This is a genomic window from Pseudomonas sp. P4795 (assembly GCF_048822895.1).
Taxonomy (GTDB): domain Bacteria; phylum Pseudomonadota; class Gammaproteobacteria; order Pseudomonadales; family Pseudomonadaceae; genus Aquipseudomonas.
This window is the reverse complement of sequence record NZ_JBMFBT010000003.1, coordinates 224084-238237: the sequence shown is the minus strand read 5'-3', so window position 1 is coordinate 238237 and position 14154 is coordinate 224084. Positions and strand designations below refer to the sequence as shown.

Genomic DNA, 14154 nt, shown 5'->3' with positions numbered 1-14154 from the left:
GCCACCAAACCCGCGTTTGGTGGCCGTGCGCACCTATAACGAATACTTCTGCAAATTCGCCATCATTTCCTTCAGCGCTTCAATGTTGTCTTTCGGATGCGCCGCGCCCTCGAAATCACAAATTTGCTGCCAGTGCGCCGCGACATCTTCCGGGCTGAAACCGACACGTGGGTCGAACCCGGCGCCGAGGCTGCGCTCCCAGCGCACTTTGCCCATCCAGCCGCCGCCGACTTCGAACAGGCCCGAGGTTTCCTGGCAGTTTTCGCTGGCCAGATACACCACCAGCGGGCTGACCAGTTCCGGTTTCAGTTGCTCGAAGACTTGCGGGGGGATCAGGCCTTCGGTCATGCGTGTACCGCCAGTGGGGGCGATGGCGTTGACCAGGATGTTGTTCTTGCGACCTTCGATGGCCAGCGTACGGGTCAGGCCGTACAGACCCAGCTTGGCCATGCCGTAGTTTGACTGGCCGAAGTTGCCGTAGATGCCTGAAGTGGAAGCCGTGAAGATCACCCGGCCATAATTTTGCTCGCGCATGTGCGGCCACGCGGCGCGGGTAACTTTGTAGGCGCCTTCGACGTGAACGCGGTAGACCAGATCCCAGTCCGCGTCATCCATCTTGTGGAAGCTCTTGTCGCGCAAGATTCCGGCGTTGTTGACCACCACATCGACACGGCCGAAAACGTCCAGCGCGTTCTGTACGAGTTTGTCGCCGTCGGTGACCGAGTCGTGGTTGGCTTCAGCGATGCCGCCAGCTTCGCGAATCTCTGCAACGACCCGATCGGCAGCCGAAGCATTGGCGCCTTCGCCCTGGGTCGAACCACCGAGGTCATTGACCAGCACTTTGGCGCCCTGTTTGGCGAACAACAATGCGTGGGCCCGGCCCAGACCGCCGCCAGCGCCGGTGACGATCACGACTTTATCTTCGAAACGTACAGACTCATTCATCGGGGTAACTCCAGCAGGCCTGAGGGACAGTGCTCCGGAGTGTCAGGCACGATGCTTTGGGTCACAACGAATACGGCAAAGGCTGAATGGTGCGCGATAAGGCGCAGGGATGATGATCAGTCAGGAGCAAGCCACTCGGCGCGGCGGCAACACCAGTTGATCGCGGAACTCCAGGTAATGCCTGAGCACCTGCACCGGGGCCTCGGTTTGCGGATAGTGGCCGATTCCCGGCAGCAACACGATATCTGCATCGGCAATCAGCTCGCGATAGCGCTCGACCATGTGCGCACCGGAGATCGGATCGACTTCGCCATCAATCACGCGCAACGGCACGTCGCCCCGCTGCATCGCCGCGACCCAGCGATCACGCTGCACCCGGCGTTCGGGAATATAGCCGATCAGCTTGTGCATGATCCGCGGCCCGCGATTGCTCTCGACCAGGCTCCAGAAATCATCCATTTCGCTTTCACTCGGCCGAGTGTTCGGGCCGAATATCTGGCGGAAACTTTTCACCAGCGCATCGCGAGTAAAGGCCCGGCCGATCATCCAGCCCAACGGGCTAAGCAACAGTTTTTGCGCCAACAATGGCCGGTGGGTTTCCGGGAACAAGCCGCCGTTGAGGAACACACAACTGGCGACTTCGATCAGTCCTTCGTAATGCCGGGCGAGCAGTTCCTGGGCGACGCTGTCGCCATAGTCGTGAGCCAGAATGTGCACCGACTCTTCGATCTGCAAATGCGCGAGCAATGCCTGTTGCAGGTCCGCCTGTTCGAGCAGGCTGTAGGCGTGGTTCAGCGGTTTGGCCGAGTCGCCGAAACCGAGCATGTCGCAGGCGATGACCCGATAGCGCTGCGCCAACGGCTGCCACAGATAATGCCAATCCCAACTGGCGGTCGGAAAACCATGGATCAGCAGCAACGGCTCACCCTGCCCGGCGCTCCAGTAACGGATCGACTGACCGCCGAAGACAAACGTCTGGCCGCGCTTGCGCCAGACACTCAGGGGGATCTCGGCGAGAGGCATTAGAGTTTATAACCCGCGTCTTGTTGATCGAGTTTGCGCAGCAACGCCGGCCAGGCCAGCGCGCCCCCCATGCCTTGAGCACTCTTGGTCACGCCGGCGATCATCGCTTTGGCACCGGCCAGAATCTGCGGTTCGATGGCGATCAGTTCAGCGCCGCCAGTCTGCGCCATGACCTGAATGTCGCAGGCGCGCTGGAAGGTGAACATCATCAGAAACGTGTCAGCGATGGTGCCGCCACAGGTCAGCAGACCGTGGTTGTGCAGCATCAGGAAATTGCTTTCACCGAGATCGGCCTGCAACCGCGCCTTTTCTTCGTGATTCAGCGCCACACCTTCGTAGGCGTGATAACCGAGGCTGGAGAGCACGAACAGCGACTGCTGACTGATCGGCAGTACACCTTGTTTCTGCGCCGAGACTGCGACACCCGATGCGGTGTGAGTGTGCAGCACGCAGGCCACATCATGTCGTACTTCATGCACGGCACTGTGGATGGTGTAACCGGCGGGGTTGATTTCGTAGGGGCTGTCCATGAGCTTGTTGCCGGCCTGATCGACCTTGACCAGGCTCGATGCGGTGATCTCATGAAACATCAGCCCGAACGGGTTGATCAGGAAGTCTTCGGTGCCGGGCACCTTCGCGGAAATATGGGTGAAGATCAGATCGTCCCAGCCGTGCTGCGCGACCAGACGATAACAGGCAGTGAGATCCACACGGGTCTGCCACTCGGCGGCGCTGACTTGGTCTTTGACATTAAGCGACGACTGGACGGGGGCTACGCTCACTGTATGCACCTCTGCGTTCTTATTGTTTTTACACGTGTCAGCAGTCTAGTCAGACCCAAGGTTCAGCGTAGTTGCATTGGCAGCCAGCTTGATGACTGAACGAGTCAGCTACGCAAACAGCCTGGATCCATGTCAACGCGCCGACGCCAAGAAAGCCGCACGGCTCAGGCTTTGAGCGCTTCGATCAACTGTTCCAGCCATGGCTCGGCATCGGTTTCCGGGGTCACGCTTTCGCTGGCGTCGAGGCGCAGCATGTCCAGCACTTCGCGCACACCCAGCTCGGCGAACAGTTCACGTATCTGCTCACCGCCACCGCAAAAGGTGTCGCCGTAGCTGGCGTCGCCGAGGCCGATCACTGCGCCGGGCAGACCGCGCCATGCAGCGGGCAATTGATCGCGGATGGTCGAGTACAGCGGTTGCAGGTTATCGGGCAGTTCGCCCATGCCAGTGGTCGAGGTCACGGCGAGGACCGCTTGCGGGCCAAACGCCTGCAAATCGGCAAGGCTCGCGCGCGAGTTGTAGAAGGTTTCAAAACCGGCGGCTTGCAACAGGTTTTGGGCATGGCGAGCGACTTCTTCGGCCGTGCCGTAGACCGAGCCGGAGAGGATGGCGACTTTCATCAATCTGATCCTGAAACTGAAAAAAAGAGCGCCGATAGTAACAGTCGCGTGTGCAAAGCTGCGATTGGCTCTCAATCAGTGCTAATGGCCAGTAGACAGCGCCGGTTGATCTTCTAGAATGCCAGCCGTCGATACCCTTGAATGGATTCAATGATGATTAATGCGACTTTGCTGCAAATGGTGGTGGACGCGTCGAACGACGGAATCGTAGTGGCCGAGAAGGAAGGCGACCAGGACACCATTCTGATCTATGTGAACCCGGCCTTCGAGCGCCTCACCGGCTACAGCAGTGAGGAAATCCTCTATCAGGACTGCCGGTTTCTGCAGGCCGGTGATCGAGATCAGCCAGGGCTGAAAGTCTTGCGCGAAGTCCTGAAAAACGGCGGCGCCTGCCGCGAGATTTTGCGCAACTACCGCAAGGACGGAACACCCTTCTGGAACGAGTTGTCGCTTTCGATGGTAAAAAACGCGGACGACGGCAATACCTATTTCGTCGGCGTGCAGAAAGATGTCACCGTTCAGGTCAAGGCTCAGCAGCGCGTTGCGCAGCTCGAAGCTCAGGTCGCCGCGCTCCAGACGGAACTTGCGGCACTGAAAACGACGAACGGCGCAAACAAAACTGCGAACTAATTGTCATTAACTACAATCACCAATGACTTTGTAACTATTTCTTTCGAGTTGGCCATGCAACGCGACGCACTCCTGACCCAGGATGAGCTGGATTTCATCCAGACCATGCAACACAACCCGCAACTGAACGTGCGGGATGCGACGTCGAGCCTGCTGGTTAACGGCGGATCGCAGATCCGTGATTTGCTCACCCGCCTCGCGGCCCATGAGCAAGTCACCATCCAGGCCAGCTTCGAAAACCAACAGATGACCTTCCCGCTGCACTTGGTGGAAGACGAATTCCATGCGCTGCATTTGCGCCTGGGTGTGCCGAGCATCTTCGAAGACGGGCCGATGGTGCGACCTTGGCGGCTGCTGCTGGACGAGCCGGTGGCCCTGGAAAATGCCAAGGGTCAGCCCGGCACGTTGTGGGTGCACGAGGTTTCGCATAAAGGCGTACTGGTGGAAGTCCGCAACAAGACCAAAGCGGCGAAGCATTTTGCCCTGTGGTTCAGCCCTTCAGGTTATGAGCGAATTTCCCTGCGCGGGACTTTCGAGCGTGAAACCGAGAACGGCTTTTACGCCTATGACCTGAGCCAGACCGACACCGATGAGATCGAACGCCTGCGCCAGTTCATCCTGCAACAACACCGCCTGACCCACCCTGCCCTGCACACCTGAGATTCAAGTATCCAGCGTACCGGCGAGAAATTGCGTCATGCGCTGACGCATGCTTGCGCCTTCATTGCCCAGACATCCAATCGATGATCCCGCCAGGTTTTCCTGCGCCAGATCTGCCGCATCACCTGCCAGCAGCAACTGACAATCAAGGCCCATGGCCAGACGATTTAGCCGTCGGGGCAGCTCCGCGGTCGGCGCGTGATTGGAAAACAGCACCAGCGCCTGGGGTTTGACCTTGTCGCAAACCAGGGTGAGTTCATCGAACGGCTGGCCGGTGGTCAACACGCGAACCCCCGCATCATTGCCGCTCAGAAACAACGCAGCGACCAGCAGTTCAAGCTCCCGACACTGGCCGGCCAAGGCGCTGACGATCACTCTGCGCGGCTGGTTGCCACGCAGCGTGACAATACGCTGCAACACTCGCGCCCGCAGAAACCCGTCGTAAAACAGCCACTCACTGGTCTGGCCGAACGAGTCCTGACGTTGCAGCAATTGCAGCCACAGCGGCATCAGGATGTCCTGGAACACCACTGGCAGCGAATAGGAAGAGAAGATCTGACCGTAGACCTGATCCAGCGCCTGGTCGTCGAAAGAACTGACTGCACGCTGGACCTGCTCCTGCCATTGCCGGTAATCGGACTGCACCAGATCGTCGGGGATGATGTGCGCCAGCACCTTTAACGGCTCGGTCTTGGCGAGGATTTTGCCGACCTTGCTCACCGCCACGCCGCGGTCGATCCAATCAACGATGCTACGCACACGCTCGATATCGGTCATTGAATACAGCCGATGCCCACTTTCGGTGCGCGTTGGCTGAATCAGACCATAACGGCGCTCCCAGGCGCGCAATGTCACCGGATTGACGCCGGTCAGGCGGGCTACTTCGCGGATGGGAAACAGGTCTGTGCTTTCGAACGTGCCGGATGCCAGCGCAGCAGGATTATCCTCGGTAATGACAGCCATCTTGCGTGCACGTCCTTGTTGGCAAATTTGGATCCCATTCTAACCCTGATGCCCGGTGACGGTTCAAGCCGTTAAATGCGACGAAAGTCGCTGGTCTAATCACGAAAATCAGGAATAATCCTTGCTTGTCGAAAAACGCAGCCCTCTATCCCGGTGCTGCGTCTGGCGAAACTCCTACCCGGAGTGACGCACTTGTAATACGGAGATACACAATGTCTAGTTCCCCCGTCACGTTGATGGTTGCGCGCCGTGTCGCCGACGGTCGCTATCTGGATCTGATGAGCTGGTTGCGCGAAGGCGAACAGCTGGCCACTGATTTTCCCGGTTATCTCGGCTCCGGCGTGCTGGCTCCGCCGCCCGGCGATAACGAATTCCAGATCATTTTCCGCTTCGCCGACGAACCGACCCTGCATGCCTGGGAGCACTCGGTGTCGCGTACTGCGTGGCTGGCGCGTGGCAGCGAACTGTTCGAGCATCCCAAGGAACATCGGGTCAGCGGCATCGAGGGCTGGTTTGGTGCTGCGGGCACGCGGCCACCGCGCTGGAAACAGGCCGTGGCGATCTGGCTGGCGTTCTTTCCGGTGTCGTTACTGTTCAACTTCGTGCTCGGCCCGTTGCTCGCGGATATGAGCCTGCTGCCGCGGGTATTCATCAGCACGCTGTGTCTGACGCCGTTGATGGTTTACCTGTTTATTCCATTGTCGACCCGGATGCTCGCCAGTTGGCTGAACAGCACGCCGGTGCGCCGACTGCCCGTCGAGCCATCCACGCTAAACCGCTGAAGCCGCCCGGCGATAGGCTTACCGCTCGCGTCGCTGTTATAGTTTTTGCTCACGCAGAGACGCGAGCCGTTCATGACCACTCCCGCAGCCCCCATTCTGATCACCGGTGCCGGCCAGCGCGTCGGCCTGCATTGTGCGCAGCGCTTGCTCGAAGACGGTCATCAGGTCATTTTCACGTACCGCACTGAACGACAGGGCGTACAGACTCTGCGCGATCTGGGCGCCATCGGCCTGCACGCGGACTTCTCCAGTGAAAGCGGGATCCTGGCGTTTATCGAATCACTGAAAACCCACACCGACACCCTCCGAGGCGTCGTGCACAACGCCTCGGAATGGCTGGCGGAGACTGAGGGCAGCGAAGCCGAAGCTTTCACGCGCATGTACAACATTCACATGCTCGCGCCGTATCTGATCAACCTGCACTGCGCCGATCTGCTCAAGCGTTCCAGCCCCGCTGACATCATCCATATCAGCGACGACGTGACTCGCAAGGGCAGCAGCAAACACATCGGTTATTGCGCAAGCAAGGCCGGGCTCGACAGCCTGACCCTGTCCTTCGCCGCGCGTTATGCACCAGCCATCAAGGTCAACAGCATCGCGCCGGCCCTGCTATTGTTCAATCCCGACGACGACGCGGCGTACCGCGCCAAGGCGCTGGCCAAGTCCGCGCTGGGCATTGAGCCCGGCAGCGAAGTGATCTATCAGAGCCTGCGCTATCTGCTCGACAACCCTTATGTGACGGGTACGACCCTGACCGTCAACGGCGGACGGCACGTTAAATAATACGGCCCCGCGAGGATGCTCAATGACCCGTTCCCTGCCCGAAAATTACCGCGAAATCCTCATCGGCCTCGGTGAAGACCCCGAGCGCGAGGGCTTGCTCGACACGCCCGAGCGTGCGGCCAAGGCCATGCAGTACCTTTGTCACGGTTATGAACAGAGCGTGGAACAGATCGTCAACGGTGCGCTGTTTGCCTCCGACTCCGACGAGATGATCATCGTCGCCGACATCGAACTGTATTCGTTGTGCGAACATCACCTGCTGCCCTTCATCGGCAAGGCCCATGTGGCTTATATTCCAACCGGTAAGGTGTTGGGGCTGTCGAAGATCGCGCGGCTGGTGGATATGTTCGCCCGCCGCCTGCAGATTCAGGAAAACCTCACCCGGCAAATCGCCGACGCGGTGCAGCAAGTCACCGATGCCGCTGGCGTCGCGGTAGTCATCGAGGCCAGACACATGTGCATGATGATGCGCGGTGTCGAAAAACAGAATTCGACCATGAACACCTCGGTCATGCTCGGCGCCTTTCGCGAGTCGAGCAACACCCGTCAGGAGTTCCTGCAATTGATTGGACGGAGCAAGTAAATGCCACAACTACAACCGGGAATGGCGCGCATTCGGGTCAAGGATCTGCGCCTGCGCACCTTTATCGGAATCAACGAGGATGAAATCCTCAACAAACAGGATGTGCTGATCAACCTGACCATCCTGTATGCAGCCCAAGAAGCCGTGCGCGACAACGACATCGACCACGCGCTGAACTACCGCACGATCACCAAGGCGATCATTGCTCATGTGGAAGGCAACCGTTTTGCGCTGCTTGAACGCCTGACCCAAGAGTTGCTGGATCTGGTGATGACCAATGCGTCGGTGTTGTACGCCGAAGTTGAAGTCGACAAGCCGCATGCGCTGCGCTTTGCCGAGTCGGTGTCGATTACCCTGGCCGCCAGCCGCTGAGCGTGACTGGCGCATCGCCCGCCAGACTTTTATCATCCGCGCCACGATTTGATTGCACAGAGCCCAACATGACCGAGCAACAACGCCTCGAACTCGAAGCCGCCGCATTCCGCCGACTGGTCGCCCATCTGGACAGCCGCAAGGATGTGCAGAACATCGACTTGATGAACCTCTCCGGGTTCTGCCGCAACTGCCTGTCGAAGTGGTACAAGGCCGCCGCCGACGAGCGCCAGATCGAGGTCAGCCTCGACGACGCCCGCGAAGTGGTTTACGGCATGCCCTACGCCGACTGGAAAGCCCAATTTCAGCAAGAAGCCAGCGCCGAACAACAAGCGGCGTTTGCCAAAGGAAAACCCGAATGACTGACCTCAACACCTTGCGCGCCAGCCTGAACAGTGGCGAGCACGCCTTTGCCGACACTTTGGCTTTTATTGCTGCCGGCTACGACTACCAGCCTCAGGCGTTCAACAACGGCGGCGTGGAAAACGCCGCCGGGCAGAACGAAGGTTCTTGCAAGACGCTGGGTCTGGCGCTGCTCGAAGGCTTGACTGATGCAGAAGCGCTGTTGGCTTTCGGCGAGCATTACCGCTCGGTCGTTGCAACGCCTGAGGGCAGTGATCACGGCAATATTCGTGCGTTGATAGCGCATGGTCTGGCGGGTGTTAAGTTCAACAGCCAGCCGCTGACGCGCCGCTGATTGAAGATCAAAAGATCGCAGCCTGCGGCAGCTCCTACACCGATCTCCTGTAGGAGCTGCCGAAGGCTGCGAGCTTTTGACCCTCATAAAAAAACCGGCCGAAGCCGGTTTTTTTTCGCCTGCGATCTTAGAACGAAGCGTTCTGCAGACCGTCGAGGTAGCGCTCGGTATCGAGTGCCGCCATGCAGCCGGCGCCGGCCGAGGTGATGGCCTGACGGTAAACGTGGTCGGCCACGTCACCGGCAGCGAAGATGCCTTCAACGTTGGTCGCGGTGGCGTTGCCTTCACGCCCGCCCTGTACCACCAGATAGCCGTCCTTCAACTCCAGCTGACCTTCGAACAACGAAGTGTTCGGGGTGTGGCCGATCGCGATGAACACGCCGTCAACGGTGATTTCGTCGAAGCTGCCGTCGTTGTTCTTCAGACGCGCACCGGTCACGCCCATGTTGTCGCCCAACACTTCGTCGAGGGTCGCGTTGAGTTTCAGCTCGATCTTGCCTTCGGCCACGCGGGCGTTGAGCTTGTCGATCAGGATCTTCTCGGCGCGGAAGGTTTCGCGACGGTGGATCAGCGTGACTTTGCTGGCGATGTTGGCCAGGTACAGCGCCTCTTCAACGGCAGTGTTGCCACCGCCGACCACGGCAACTGGCTTGTTGCGGTAGAAGAAACCGTCGCAGGTGGCGCAGGCCGAAACGCCTTTGCCAATGAACGCTTCTTCCGACGGCAGGCCCAGGTAACGAGCGCTGGCGCCAGTGGCGATGATCAGCGCGTCGCAGGTGTAAGTGGCGCTGTCGCCGGTCAGGCTGTAAGGCTTGGAAGCGAAGTCCACCGCGTTGATGTGATCGAAAACGATCTCGGTTTCAAAACGCTCGGCGTGTTCACGCATGCGCTCCATCAGCACCGGGCCGGTCAGACCGTGGACATCGCCCGGCCAGTTGTCGACTTCGGTGGTGGTGGTCAATTGACCGCCAGCCTGCATGCCGGTGATCAGCAACGGCTTGAGGTTGGCACGCGCGGCGTACACAGCAGCGCTGTAACCGGCAGGGCCGGAACCGAGGATGATCACTCGCGAATGACGGACTTCAGACATGAACCTGTCTCCTGTTGACCGGCCAAGACATCAGGCGCGGACGCCGGATTGCCGGCGGAATAAAAAAGGACTGTGGATAACCTTGGGGAAGGCATGAGCTCGACAGTCCTGTAAAAAGTTGGGTGCAGCGTATCGAGGGGGGCAAGATTAAGGAAATACGGTTTAACAATCCAGCTCATAGGTGGTCTCTATGCCGACACACTGACGAGATGGACGTCTTTGTTACAGTGAATGTCGATCCAGCTGCCGCGCTTTCGCCCCCCCGGCAAAGTCGGTAAGGTCGGCGCGTTTTCCCTTGCTCGGAGCACCTTATGCCCGCCCCTGTTCTGTCCGGCCCGCAATACCTGCGCGAAGGCCTCAAACTGGTTCTCAGTCCCGGCCTGCGCCTGTTCGTTTTGCTGCCGCTGGCGATCAACCTGGTGCTGTTCGTCGGATTGATCTATCTCGCCGGCCACCAGTTCAGCCTTTGGGTCGACACGCTGATGCCGTCGCTGCCCGAATGGCTGAGTTTTCTCAGCTACATCCTGTGGCCGCTGTTCGTGGTGCTGGTGGGTTTGATGGTGTTCTTCACCTTCACCATGCTCGCCAACGTGATCGCTGCGCCGTTCAACGGCTTCCTCGCGGAAAAAGTCGAAGTGGTGGTGCGCGGCACCGATGACTTCCCGGCTTTCAGTTGGGGCGAACTGATCGCCATGGTCCCGCGTACCCTGTCCCGGGAAATGCGCAAACTCGGCTATTTCCTGCCACGGGCGCTCGGCCTGTTCATCCTCTCGTTCATCCCGGTGGTGAACATCGTCGCCGCACCGCTGTGGCTGCTGTTCGGCGTGTGGATGATGGCGATCCAGTACATCGACTACCCGGCGGACAACCACAAGCTCGGCTGGAACGAAATGCTCGCCTGGCTGCGCGAGAAGCGCTGGCAGAGCATGAGTTTCGGCGGGATTGTGTATCTGGTGCTGCTGATTCCGGTGGTCAACATCTTGATGATGCCGGCCGCCGTCGCTGGGGCGACACTGTTCTGGGTGCGCGAGCGCGGCGCTGAAAACCTCGTCACCCACGGCTGAGCCGGTCACAAATCCATCATCTGACCGTCACAAGCACGACATGGCCTCAGCCGACACTGAGGTCATGACGACAGCTCTAAATATCACCCTGATCAGCGAAACCTTCCCTCCGGAAATCAACGGCGTGGCCAATACCCTTGGCCGCTTGTGCGATGGATTGCGCGCGCGCGGGCATCGGGTCGAACTGGTGCGCCCGCGTCAGGGCGACGATCCGCTGCGCAGCGAGGACGAGTCGTTGCTGCTCTGTCGCGGCTGGCCGTTGCCGGGTTATCCGGGGTTGCAATGGGGTCAGTCGTCGATGCACAAGTTGCTGCGACGCTGGAAACGCCAGCGCCCGGATGTGCTGTATATCGCCACCGAAGGCCCGCTCGGGTTGTCGGCGTTGCGCGCGGCGCGGCGTTTGGGGATTGCCGTGGTCAGTGGTTTTCACACCAATTTTCAGCAGTACACCAGCCAGTACGGCTTGGGTTTGCTGACGCGTTTGCTTACGCATTACCTGCGCTGGTTCCACAATCGTTCGGCGCTGACGCTGGTGCCAAGCGTCAGTCAACGGCTGGAACTGGAGCGGCGGCATTTCGAGCGCTTGGCCTTGTTGTCCCGAGGTGCCGACAGCCAGTTGTTTCATCCGGCCAAACGTCTGGACGCGTTGCGTGAGCAGTGGGGACTGAGCGAGCGAGACATTGCGGTGATTCACGTAGGACGCTTGGCGCCGGAGAAGAATCTTGGCCTGCTCAAACGCAGTTTCGAAAAGCTGCGCAGCACTTATCCACAGCGCAATCTGAAACTGATCGTGGTCGGCGACGGGCCGCAACGTGCAGCGCTGGAAAAGGAATTGCCCGAGGCGATTTTCTGCGGCTCGCAGCGTGGCGAAGCACTGGCGGCGCACTATGCGTCGGGGGATGTGTTTCTGTTTCCGAGCCTGACCGAAACTTTCGGCAATGTAGTGCTGGAGGCGTTGGCGTCCGGGCTAGGCGTCGTGGCTTACGATCAGGCCGCGGCGGCGCAGCATATCCGTCATGGCTACAGCGGCGTGCTGGCGATGCCCGGAGATGAAGACGCGTTCTGCGATGCCGCAGCCTGGTTACTGGAGAAGCACGAAACGTTGCGCTGCGTGCGGCTGAATGCACGCCAGCATGCGAGTCGTCAGGGGTGGGCGGCGATCATCGAACAGTTTGAAAGCCATTTGCGTGGGGCGTACGAGGGGGAATTGGTTGTTCCAAATGCTCCAACATTGCCCTGAATGTTGACTGACTCGAATGCCGTCATCGCTGGCAAGCCAGCGATGACGTCGGTGAGGACGCCGGTTAAACCAGCGTCATCAACGCCTCACGGCTGAACGGCAGAATATCCTGCTCGCGGCCTTCGCGGACTTTCAGCGCCCAGTCCGGATCCACCAGCAGCGCGCGCCCTACCGCCACCAGATCGAACTCGTCATTGTTCAAACGTGTCAGCAGGTTTTCCAGACTGGCCGGTTGCGCGACCTTGTCGGTGTTGACCATGAATTGCAGGAACTCGCCGTCGAGGCCAACGCTGCCCACGGTAATAGTCGGCTTACCGGTCAGTTTGCGCGTCCACCCAGCGAGGTTCAGGTCGGATCCTTCAAACTCAGGCTCCCAGAAACGGCGTGTCGAGCAGTGGAAAATGTCCACGCCTGCGTCAGACAAAGGCTTGAGGAATTCACCCAGTGCTTCCGGGGTCTGCACCAGACGCGCGGTGTAGTCCTGCTGCTTCCACTGCGAGAAACGGAAGATGATCGGGAAACCTTCACCAACTGCCGCACGCACGGCTTGAATCAGCTCAATGGCGAAACGCGAACGGTTGGCCAGGCTGCCGCCATATTCGTCGGTACGCTGGTTGCTGCCTTCCCAGAAGAACTGGTCGACCAGATAACCGTGAGCGCCATGGATTTCCACGCCGTCCATGCCAATGCTCTGCGCATCTTTGGCAGCCTGGGCGAACGCGGCAATCACTTCCTGGATGTCCTGTTTGGTCATGCCATGCACAACGACCTGGCCGTCCTTGAGCTTTTCCGACGGGCCATAACCCGGCACGCTCGCATCCGGCTCGGTGCCGATGCGGCGCACGCTGCCGACGTGCCACAGCTGCGGAACGATCTTGCCGCCCTCGGCATGCACTGCATCGACGACTTTCTTCCAGCCAGCCAACGCGGCTTCACCGTAGAAATGCGGCACGTTCGGATAGCCGTTGGACGCTTGATGGCCGACGGTGGTGCCTTCAGTGATGATCAGGCCGACACCGGCCGCCGCGCGCCGACGGTAGTATTCGATGACTTTGGAATTGGGCACGCCACCCGGTGAAAACGAGCGGGTCATCGGCGCCATGACCACGCGGGTCGGCAGTTCGAGGGCACCAAGGTGGAACGGTTTGAACAGGGCTTGAACGGGCATCGGGAAGCTCCACAGGGATGGCTTTATGACGGCGATAATATGGATGCCCGAGACCGTTGAACAGCACTATTGATTTGGGTGATTTAGATTCAAAAGCCACAAAGCAAAAGATCGCAGCCTGCGGCAGCTCCTACATGGATATTTGTAGGAGCTGCCGCAGGCTCGGGCCGCGTTCGGACGATCTTTTGATGTTGATCTGAAGCTTCAGCTCAGCGCTTTTTCAATAGCCGCGATGACCGTCGGATCATCCGGCGCCGTGCGCGGCGAGAACCGGGCCAACACGCGGCCGTCCTTGCCGAGCAGAAACTTTTCGAAGTTCCAGGTGATGTCACCGGGAAACTCCGCGCCCTCGCCCGCCAGCAGACGGTACAGCTGATGACGCTCGTGGCCGTTGACTTCGAGCTTGCTCGACAACGGAAAACTCACGCCATAGTTAAGGCTGCAGAACTCCGAAATCTCTTTCTCGGAGCCTGGCTCCTGACCGGCAAACTGGTTGCACGGCAGGCCCAGCACGGCGAAGCCTTTGCCTTTGTATTGCTGATAAAGGTTTTCCAGCGCCGCGTACTGTGGGGTCAAGCCGCATTTGGAGGCGACGTTGACCACCAGCACGACTTGGCCCTTGAAGGGTGCCAGCGGTAGCTCCTGACCATCCAGGGCTGTCAACTTAAGGTCGTGAAAAGCACTCATGACGAACTCCAGATTCCCGTTTTCTACTCGAAACAGCCACTTGGCGAGGCCACCAAGGACAGCCG

General features: G+C 59.4%; 18 protein-coding genes. 10 read left to right on the top strand and 8 right to left on the bottom strand.

Annotated features, from left to right (window positions below):
- Nucleotides 1–33: 33 nt before the first annotated feature.
- The 4 genes from ACOI8A_RS09695 to ACOI8A_RS09680 all read right to left on the bottom strand — a co-directional run bounded on the left by ACOI8A_RS09695 (nt 34) and on the right by ACOI8A_RS09680 (nt 3370).
- Nucleotides 34–945: an SDR family oxidoreductase gene (locus tag ACOI8A_RS09695; protein ID WP_420647666.1), complete on the bottom strand. Its 912-nt coding sequence runs from the start codon at nt 943–945 to the stop codon at nt 34–36.
- A gap of 120 nt (nt 946–1065) precedes the next feature.
- A complete protein-coding gene (locus ACOI8A_RS09690; RefSeq protein WP_420647665.1) occupies nt 1066–1968 on the bottom strand; it encodes an alpha/beta fold hydrolase in 903 nt (300 codons plus the stop codon).
- Entirely contained in the window at nt 1968–2750 is a 783-nt protein-coding gene (locus ACOI8A_RS09685) for a class II aldolase/adducin family protein (RefSeq protein WP_420647664.1), read from the bottom strand. Before ACOI8A_RS09685 ends, ACOI8A_RS09690 begins: the two co-directional genes overlap by 1 nt.
- Before the next feature lie 164 nt (nt 2751–2914).
- On the bottom strand, nt 2915–3370 hold the full coding sequence (locus ACOI8A_RS09680; RefSeq protein ID WP_420647663.1) for a flavodoxin: 456 nt from the start codon (nt 3368–3370) through the stop codon (nt 2915–2917).
- A 153-nt stretch (nt 3371–3523) separates the two neighbouring features.
- Here ACOI8A_RS09680 and ACOI8A_RS09675 point away from each other — a divergent pair, with 153 nt between their 5' ends.
- Nucleotides 3524–4000 carry a PAS domain-containing protein gene (locus ACOI8A_RS09675; RefSeq protein ID WP_420647814.1) on the top strand — a complete coding sequence of 159 codons (477 nt, stop codon included), beginning with the start codon at nt 3524–3526 and terminating at the stop codon, nt 3998–4000.
- A gap of 54 nt (nt 4001–4054) precedes the next feature.
- Nucleotides 4055–4660, top strand: coding sequence for a hypothetical protein (locus ACOI8A_RS09670; RefSeq protein ID WP_420647662.1), 606 nt, complete (start codon nt 4055–4057; stop codon nt 4658–4660).
- Between the two features lie 3 nt (nt 4661–4663).
- Here ACOI8A_RS09670 and ACOI8A_RS09665 read toward each other — a convergent pair whose 3' ends face one another.
- Complete coding sequence (locus ACOI8A_RS09665; protein ID WP_420651461.1) at nt 4664–5623, bottom strand: MerR family transcriptional regulator; 960 nt, start codon at nt 5621–5623, stop codon at nt 4664–4666.
- 212 nt (nt 5624–5835) lie between these two features.
- On the opposite strand from ACOI8A_RS09665, the gene ACOI8A_RS09660 reads away from it, so the two are divergent.
- From ACOI8A_RS09660 to ACOI8A_RS09635, 6 genes are all read left to right on the top strand, one after another.
- The gene (locus ACOI8A_RS09660; protein ID WP_420647661.1) at nt 5836–6405 is read left to right on the top strand and encodes an antibiotic biosynthesis monooxygenase; all 570 of its coding nucleotides are present in this window, start codon (nt 5836–5838) and stop codon (nt 6403–6405) included.
- A 72-nt stretch (nt 6406–6477) separates the two neighbouring features.
- Nucleotides 6478–7188 carry a dihydromonapterin reductase gene (folM, locus tag ACOI8A_RS09655; RefSeq protein ID WP_420647660.1) on the top strand — a complete coding sequence of 237 codons (711 nt, stop codon included), beginning with the start codon at nt 6478–6480 and terminating at the stop codon, nt 7186–7188.
- Nucleotides 7189–7210: 22 nt separating this feature from the next.
- Nucleotides 7211–7771, top strand: coding sequence for a GTP cyclohydrolase I FolE (gene folE / locus ACOI8A_RS09650; RefSeq protein ID WP_420647659.1), 561 nt, complete (start codon nt 7211–7213; stop codon nt 7769–7771).
- Complete coding sequence (folX, locus tag ACOI8A_RS09645; protein WP_016771653.1) at nt 7772–8143, top strand: dihydroneopterin triphosphate 2'-epimerase; 372 nt, start codon at nt 7772–7774, stop codon at nt 8141–8143. It abuts the gene before it with no gap.
- A gap of 68 nt (nt 8144–8211) precedes the next feature.
- The gene (locus ACOI8A_RS09640; RefSeq protein WP_420647658.1) at nt 8212–8505 is read left to right on the top strand and encodes a DUF1244 domain-containing protein; all 294 of its coding nucleotides are present in this window, start codon (nt 8212–8214) and stop codon (nt 8503–8505) included.
- Nucleotides 8502–8840: a HopJ type III effector protein gene (locus ACOI8A_RS09635; RefSeq protein WP_420647657.1), complete on the top strand. Its 339-nt coding sequence runs from the start codon at nt 8502–8504 to the stop codon at nt 8838–8840. Before ACOI8A_RS09640 ends, ACOI8A_RS09635 begins: the two co-directional genes overlap by 4 nt.
- 127 nt (nt 8841–8967) lie before the next feature.
- On the opposite strand, the gene trxB is transcribed toward ACOI8A_RS09635, so the two are convergent.
- Nucleotides 8968–9930: a thioredoxin-disulfide reductase gene (trxB, locus tag ACOI8A_RS09630; RefSeq protein ID WP_420647656.1), complete on the bottom strand. Its 963-nt coding sequence runs from the start codon at nt 9928–9930 to the stop codon at nt 8968–8970.
- A gap of 311 nt (nt 9931–10241) precedes the next feature.
- Between trxB and cysZ the strand changes: the two genes are divergently transcribed.
- Both cysZ and ACOI8A_RS09620 read left to right on the top strand, forming a co-directional pair.
- Nucleotides 10242–10994: a sulfate transporter CysZ gene (gene cysZ, locus ACOI8A_RS09625; RefSeq protein WP_420647655.1), complete on the top strand. Its 753-nt coding sequence runs from the start codon at nt 10242–10244 to the stop codon at nt 10992–10994.
- A 40-nt stretch (nt 10995–11034) separates the two neighbouring features.
- On the top strand, nt 11035–12234 hold the full coding sequence (locus ACOI8A_RS09620) for a glycosyltransferase family 4 protein (protein ID WP_420651460.1): 1200 nt from the start codon (nt 11035–11037) through the stop codon (nt 12232–12234).
- Nucleotides 12235–12298: 64 nt separating this feature from the next.
- Here ACOI8A_RS09620 and ACOI8A_RS09615 read toward each other — a convergent pair whose 3' ends face one another.
- Entirely contained in the window at nt 12299–13402 is a 1104-nt protein-coding gene (locus tag ACOI8A_RS09615) for an NADH:flavin oxidoreductase (RefSeq protein ID WP_420647653.1), read from the bottom strand.
- Between the two features lie 204 nt (nt 13403–13606).
- The gene (locus ACOI8A_RS09610) at nt 13607–14089 is read right to left on the bottom strand and encodes a glutathione peroxidase (RefSeq protein WP_420647652.1); all 483 of its coding nucleotides are present in this window, start codon (nt 14087–14089) and stop codon (nt 13607–13609) included.
- Nucleotides 14090–14154 lie beyond the last annotated feature (65 nt).

Excerpts from the sequence above, each read along its gene's own strand:
- ACOI8A_RS09695 (WP_420647666.1), bottom strand. The coding sequence starts at position 945 with ATGAATGAGTCTGTACGTTTCGAAGATAAAGTCGTGATCGTCACCGGC.
- ACOI8A_RS09690 (WP_420647665.1), bottom strand. The coding sequence starts at position 1,968 with ATGCCTCTCGCCGAGATCCCCCTGAGTGTCTGGCGCAAGCGCGGCCAG.
- ACOI8A_RS09680 (WP_420647663.1), bottom strand. The coding sequence starts at position 3,370 with ATGAAAGTCGCCATCCTCTCCGGCTCGGTCTACGGCACGGCCGAAGAA.
- ACOI8A_RS09675 (WP_420647814.1), top strand. The coding sequence starts at position 3,524 with ATGATTAATGCGACTTTGCTGCAAATGGTGGTGGACGCGTCGAACGAC.
- ACOI8A_RS09670 (WP_420647662.1), top strand. The coding sequence starts at position 4,055 with ATGCAACGCGACGCACTCCTGACCCAGGATGAGCTGGATTTCATCCAG.
- ACOI8A_RS09665 (WP_420651461.1), bottom strand. The coding sequence starts at position 5,623 with ATGGCTGTCATTACCGAGGATAATCCTGCTGCGCTGGCATCCGGCACG.
- ACOI8A_RS09660 (WP_420647661.1), top strand. The coding sequence starts at position 5,836 with ATGTCTAGTTCCCCCGTCACGTTGATGGTTGCGCGCCGTGTCGCCGAC.
- folM (WP_420647660.1), top strand. The coding sequence starts at position 6,478 with ATGACCACTCCCGCAGCCCCCATTCTGATCACCGGTGCCGGCCAGCGC.
- folE (WP_420647659.1), top strand. The coding sequence starts at position 7,211 with ATGACCCGTTCCCTGCCCGAAAATTACCGCGAAATCCTCATCGGCCTC.
- folX (WP_016771653.1), top strand. The coding sequence starts at position 7,772 with ATGCCACAACTACAACCGGGAATGGCGCGCATTCGGGTCAAGGATCTG.
- ACOI8A_RS09640 (WP_420647658.1), top strand. The coding sequence starts at position 8,212 with ATGACCGAGCAACAACGCCTCGAACTCGAAGCCGCCGCATTCCGCCGA.
- ACOI8A_RS09635 (WP_420647657.1), top strand. The coding sequence starts at position 8,502 with ATGACTGACCTCAACACCTTGCGCGCCAGCCTGAACAGTGGCGAGCAC.
- trxB (WP_420647656.1), bottom strand. The coding sequence starts at position 9,930 with ATGTCTGAAGTCCGTCATTCGCGAGTGATCATCCTCGGTTCCGGCCCT.
- cysZ (WP_420647655.1), top strand. The coding sequence starts at position 10,242 with ATGCCCGCCCCTGTTCTGTCCGGCCCGCAATACCTGCGCGAAGGCCTC.
- ACOI8A_RS09620 (WP_420651460.1), top strand. The coding sequence starts at position 11,035 with ATGGCCTCAGCCGACACTGAGGTCATGACGACAGCTCTAAATATCACC.
- ACOI8A_RS09615 (WP_420647653.1), bottom strand. The coding sequence starts at position 13,402 with ATGCCCGTTCAAGCCCTGTTCAAACCGTTCCACCTTGGTGCCCTCGAA.
- ACOI8A_RS09610 (WP_420647652.1), bottom strand. The coding sequence starts at position 14,089 with ATGAGTGCTTTTCACGACCTTAAGTTGACAGCCCTGGATGGTCAGGAG.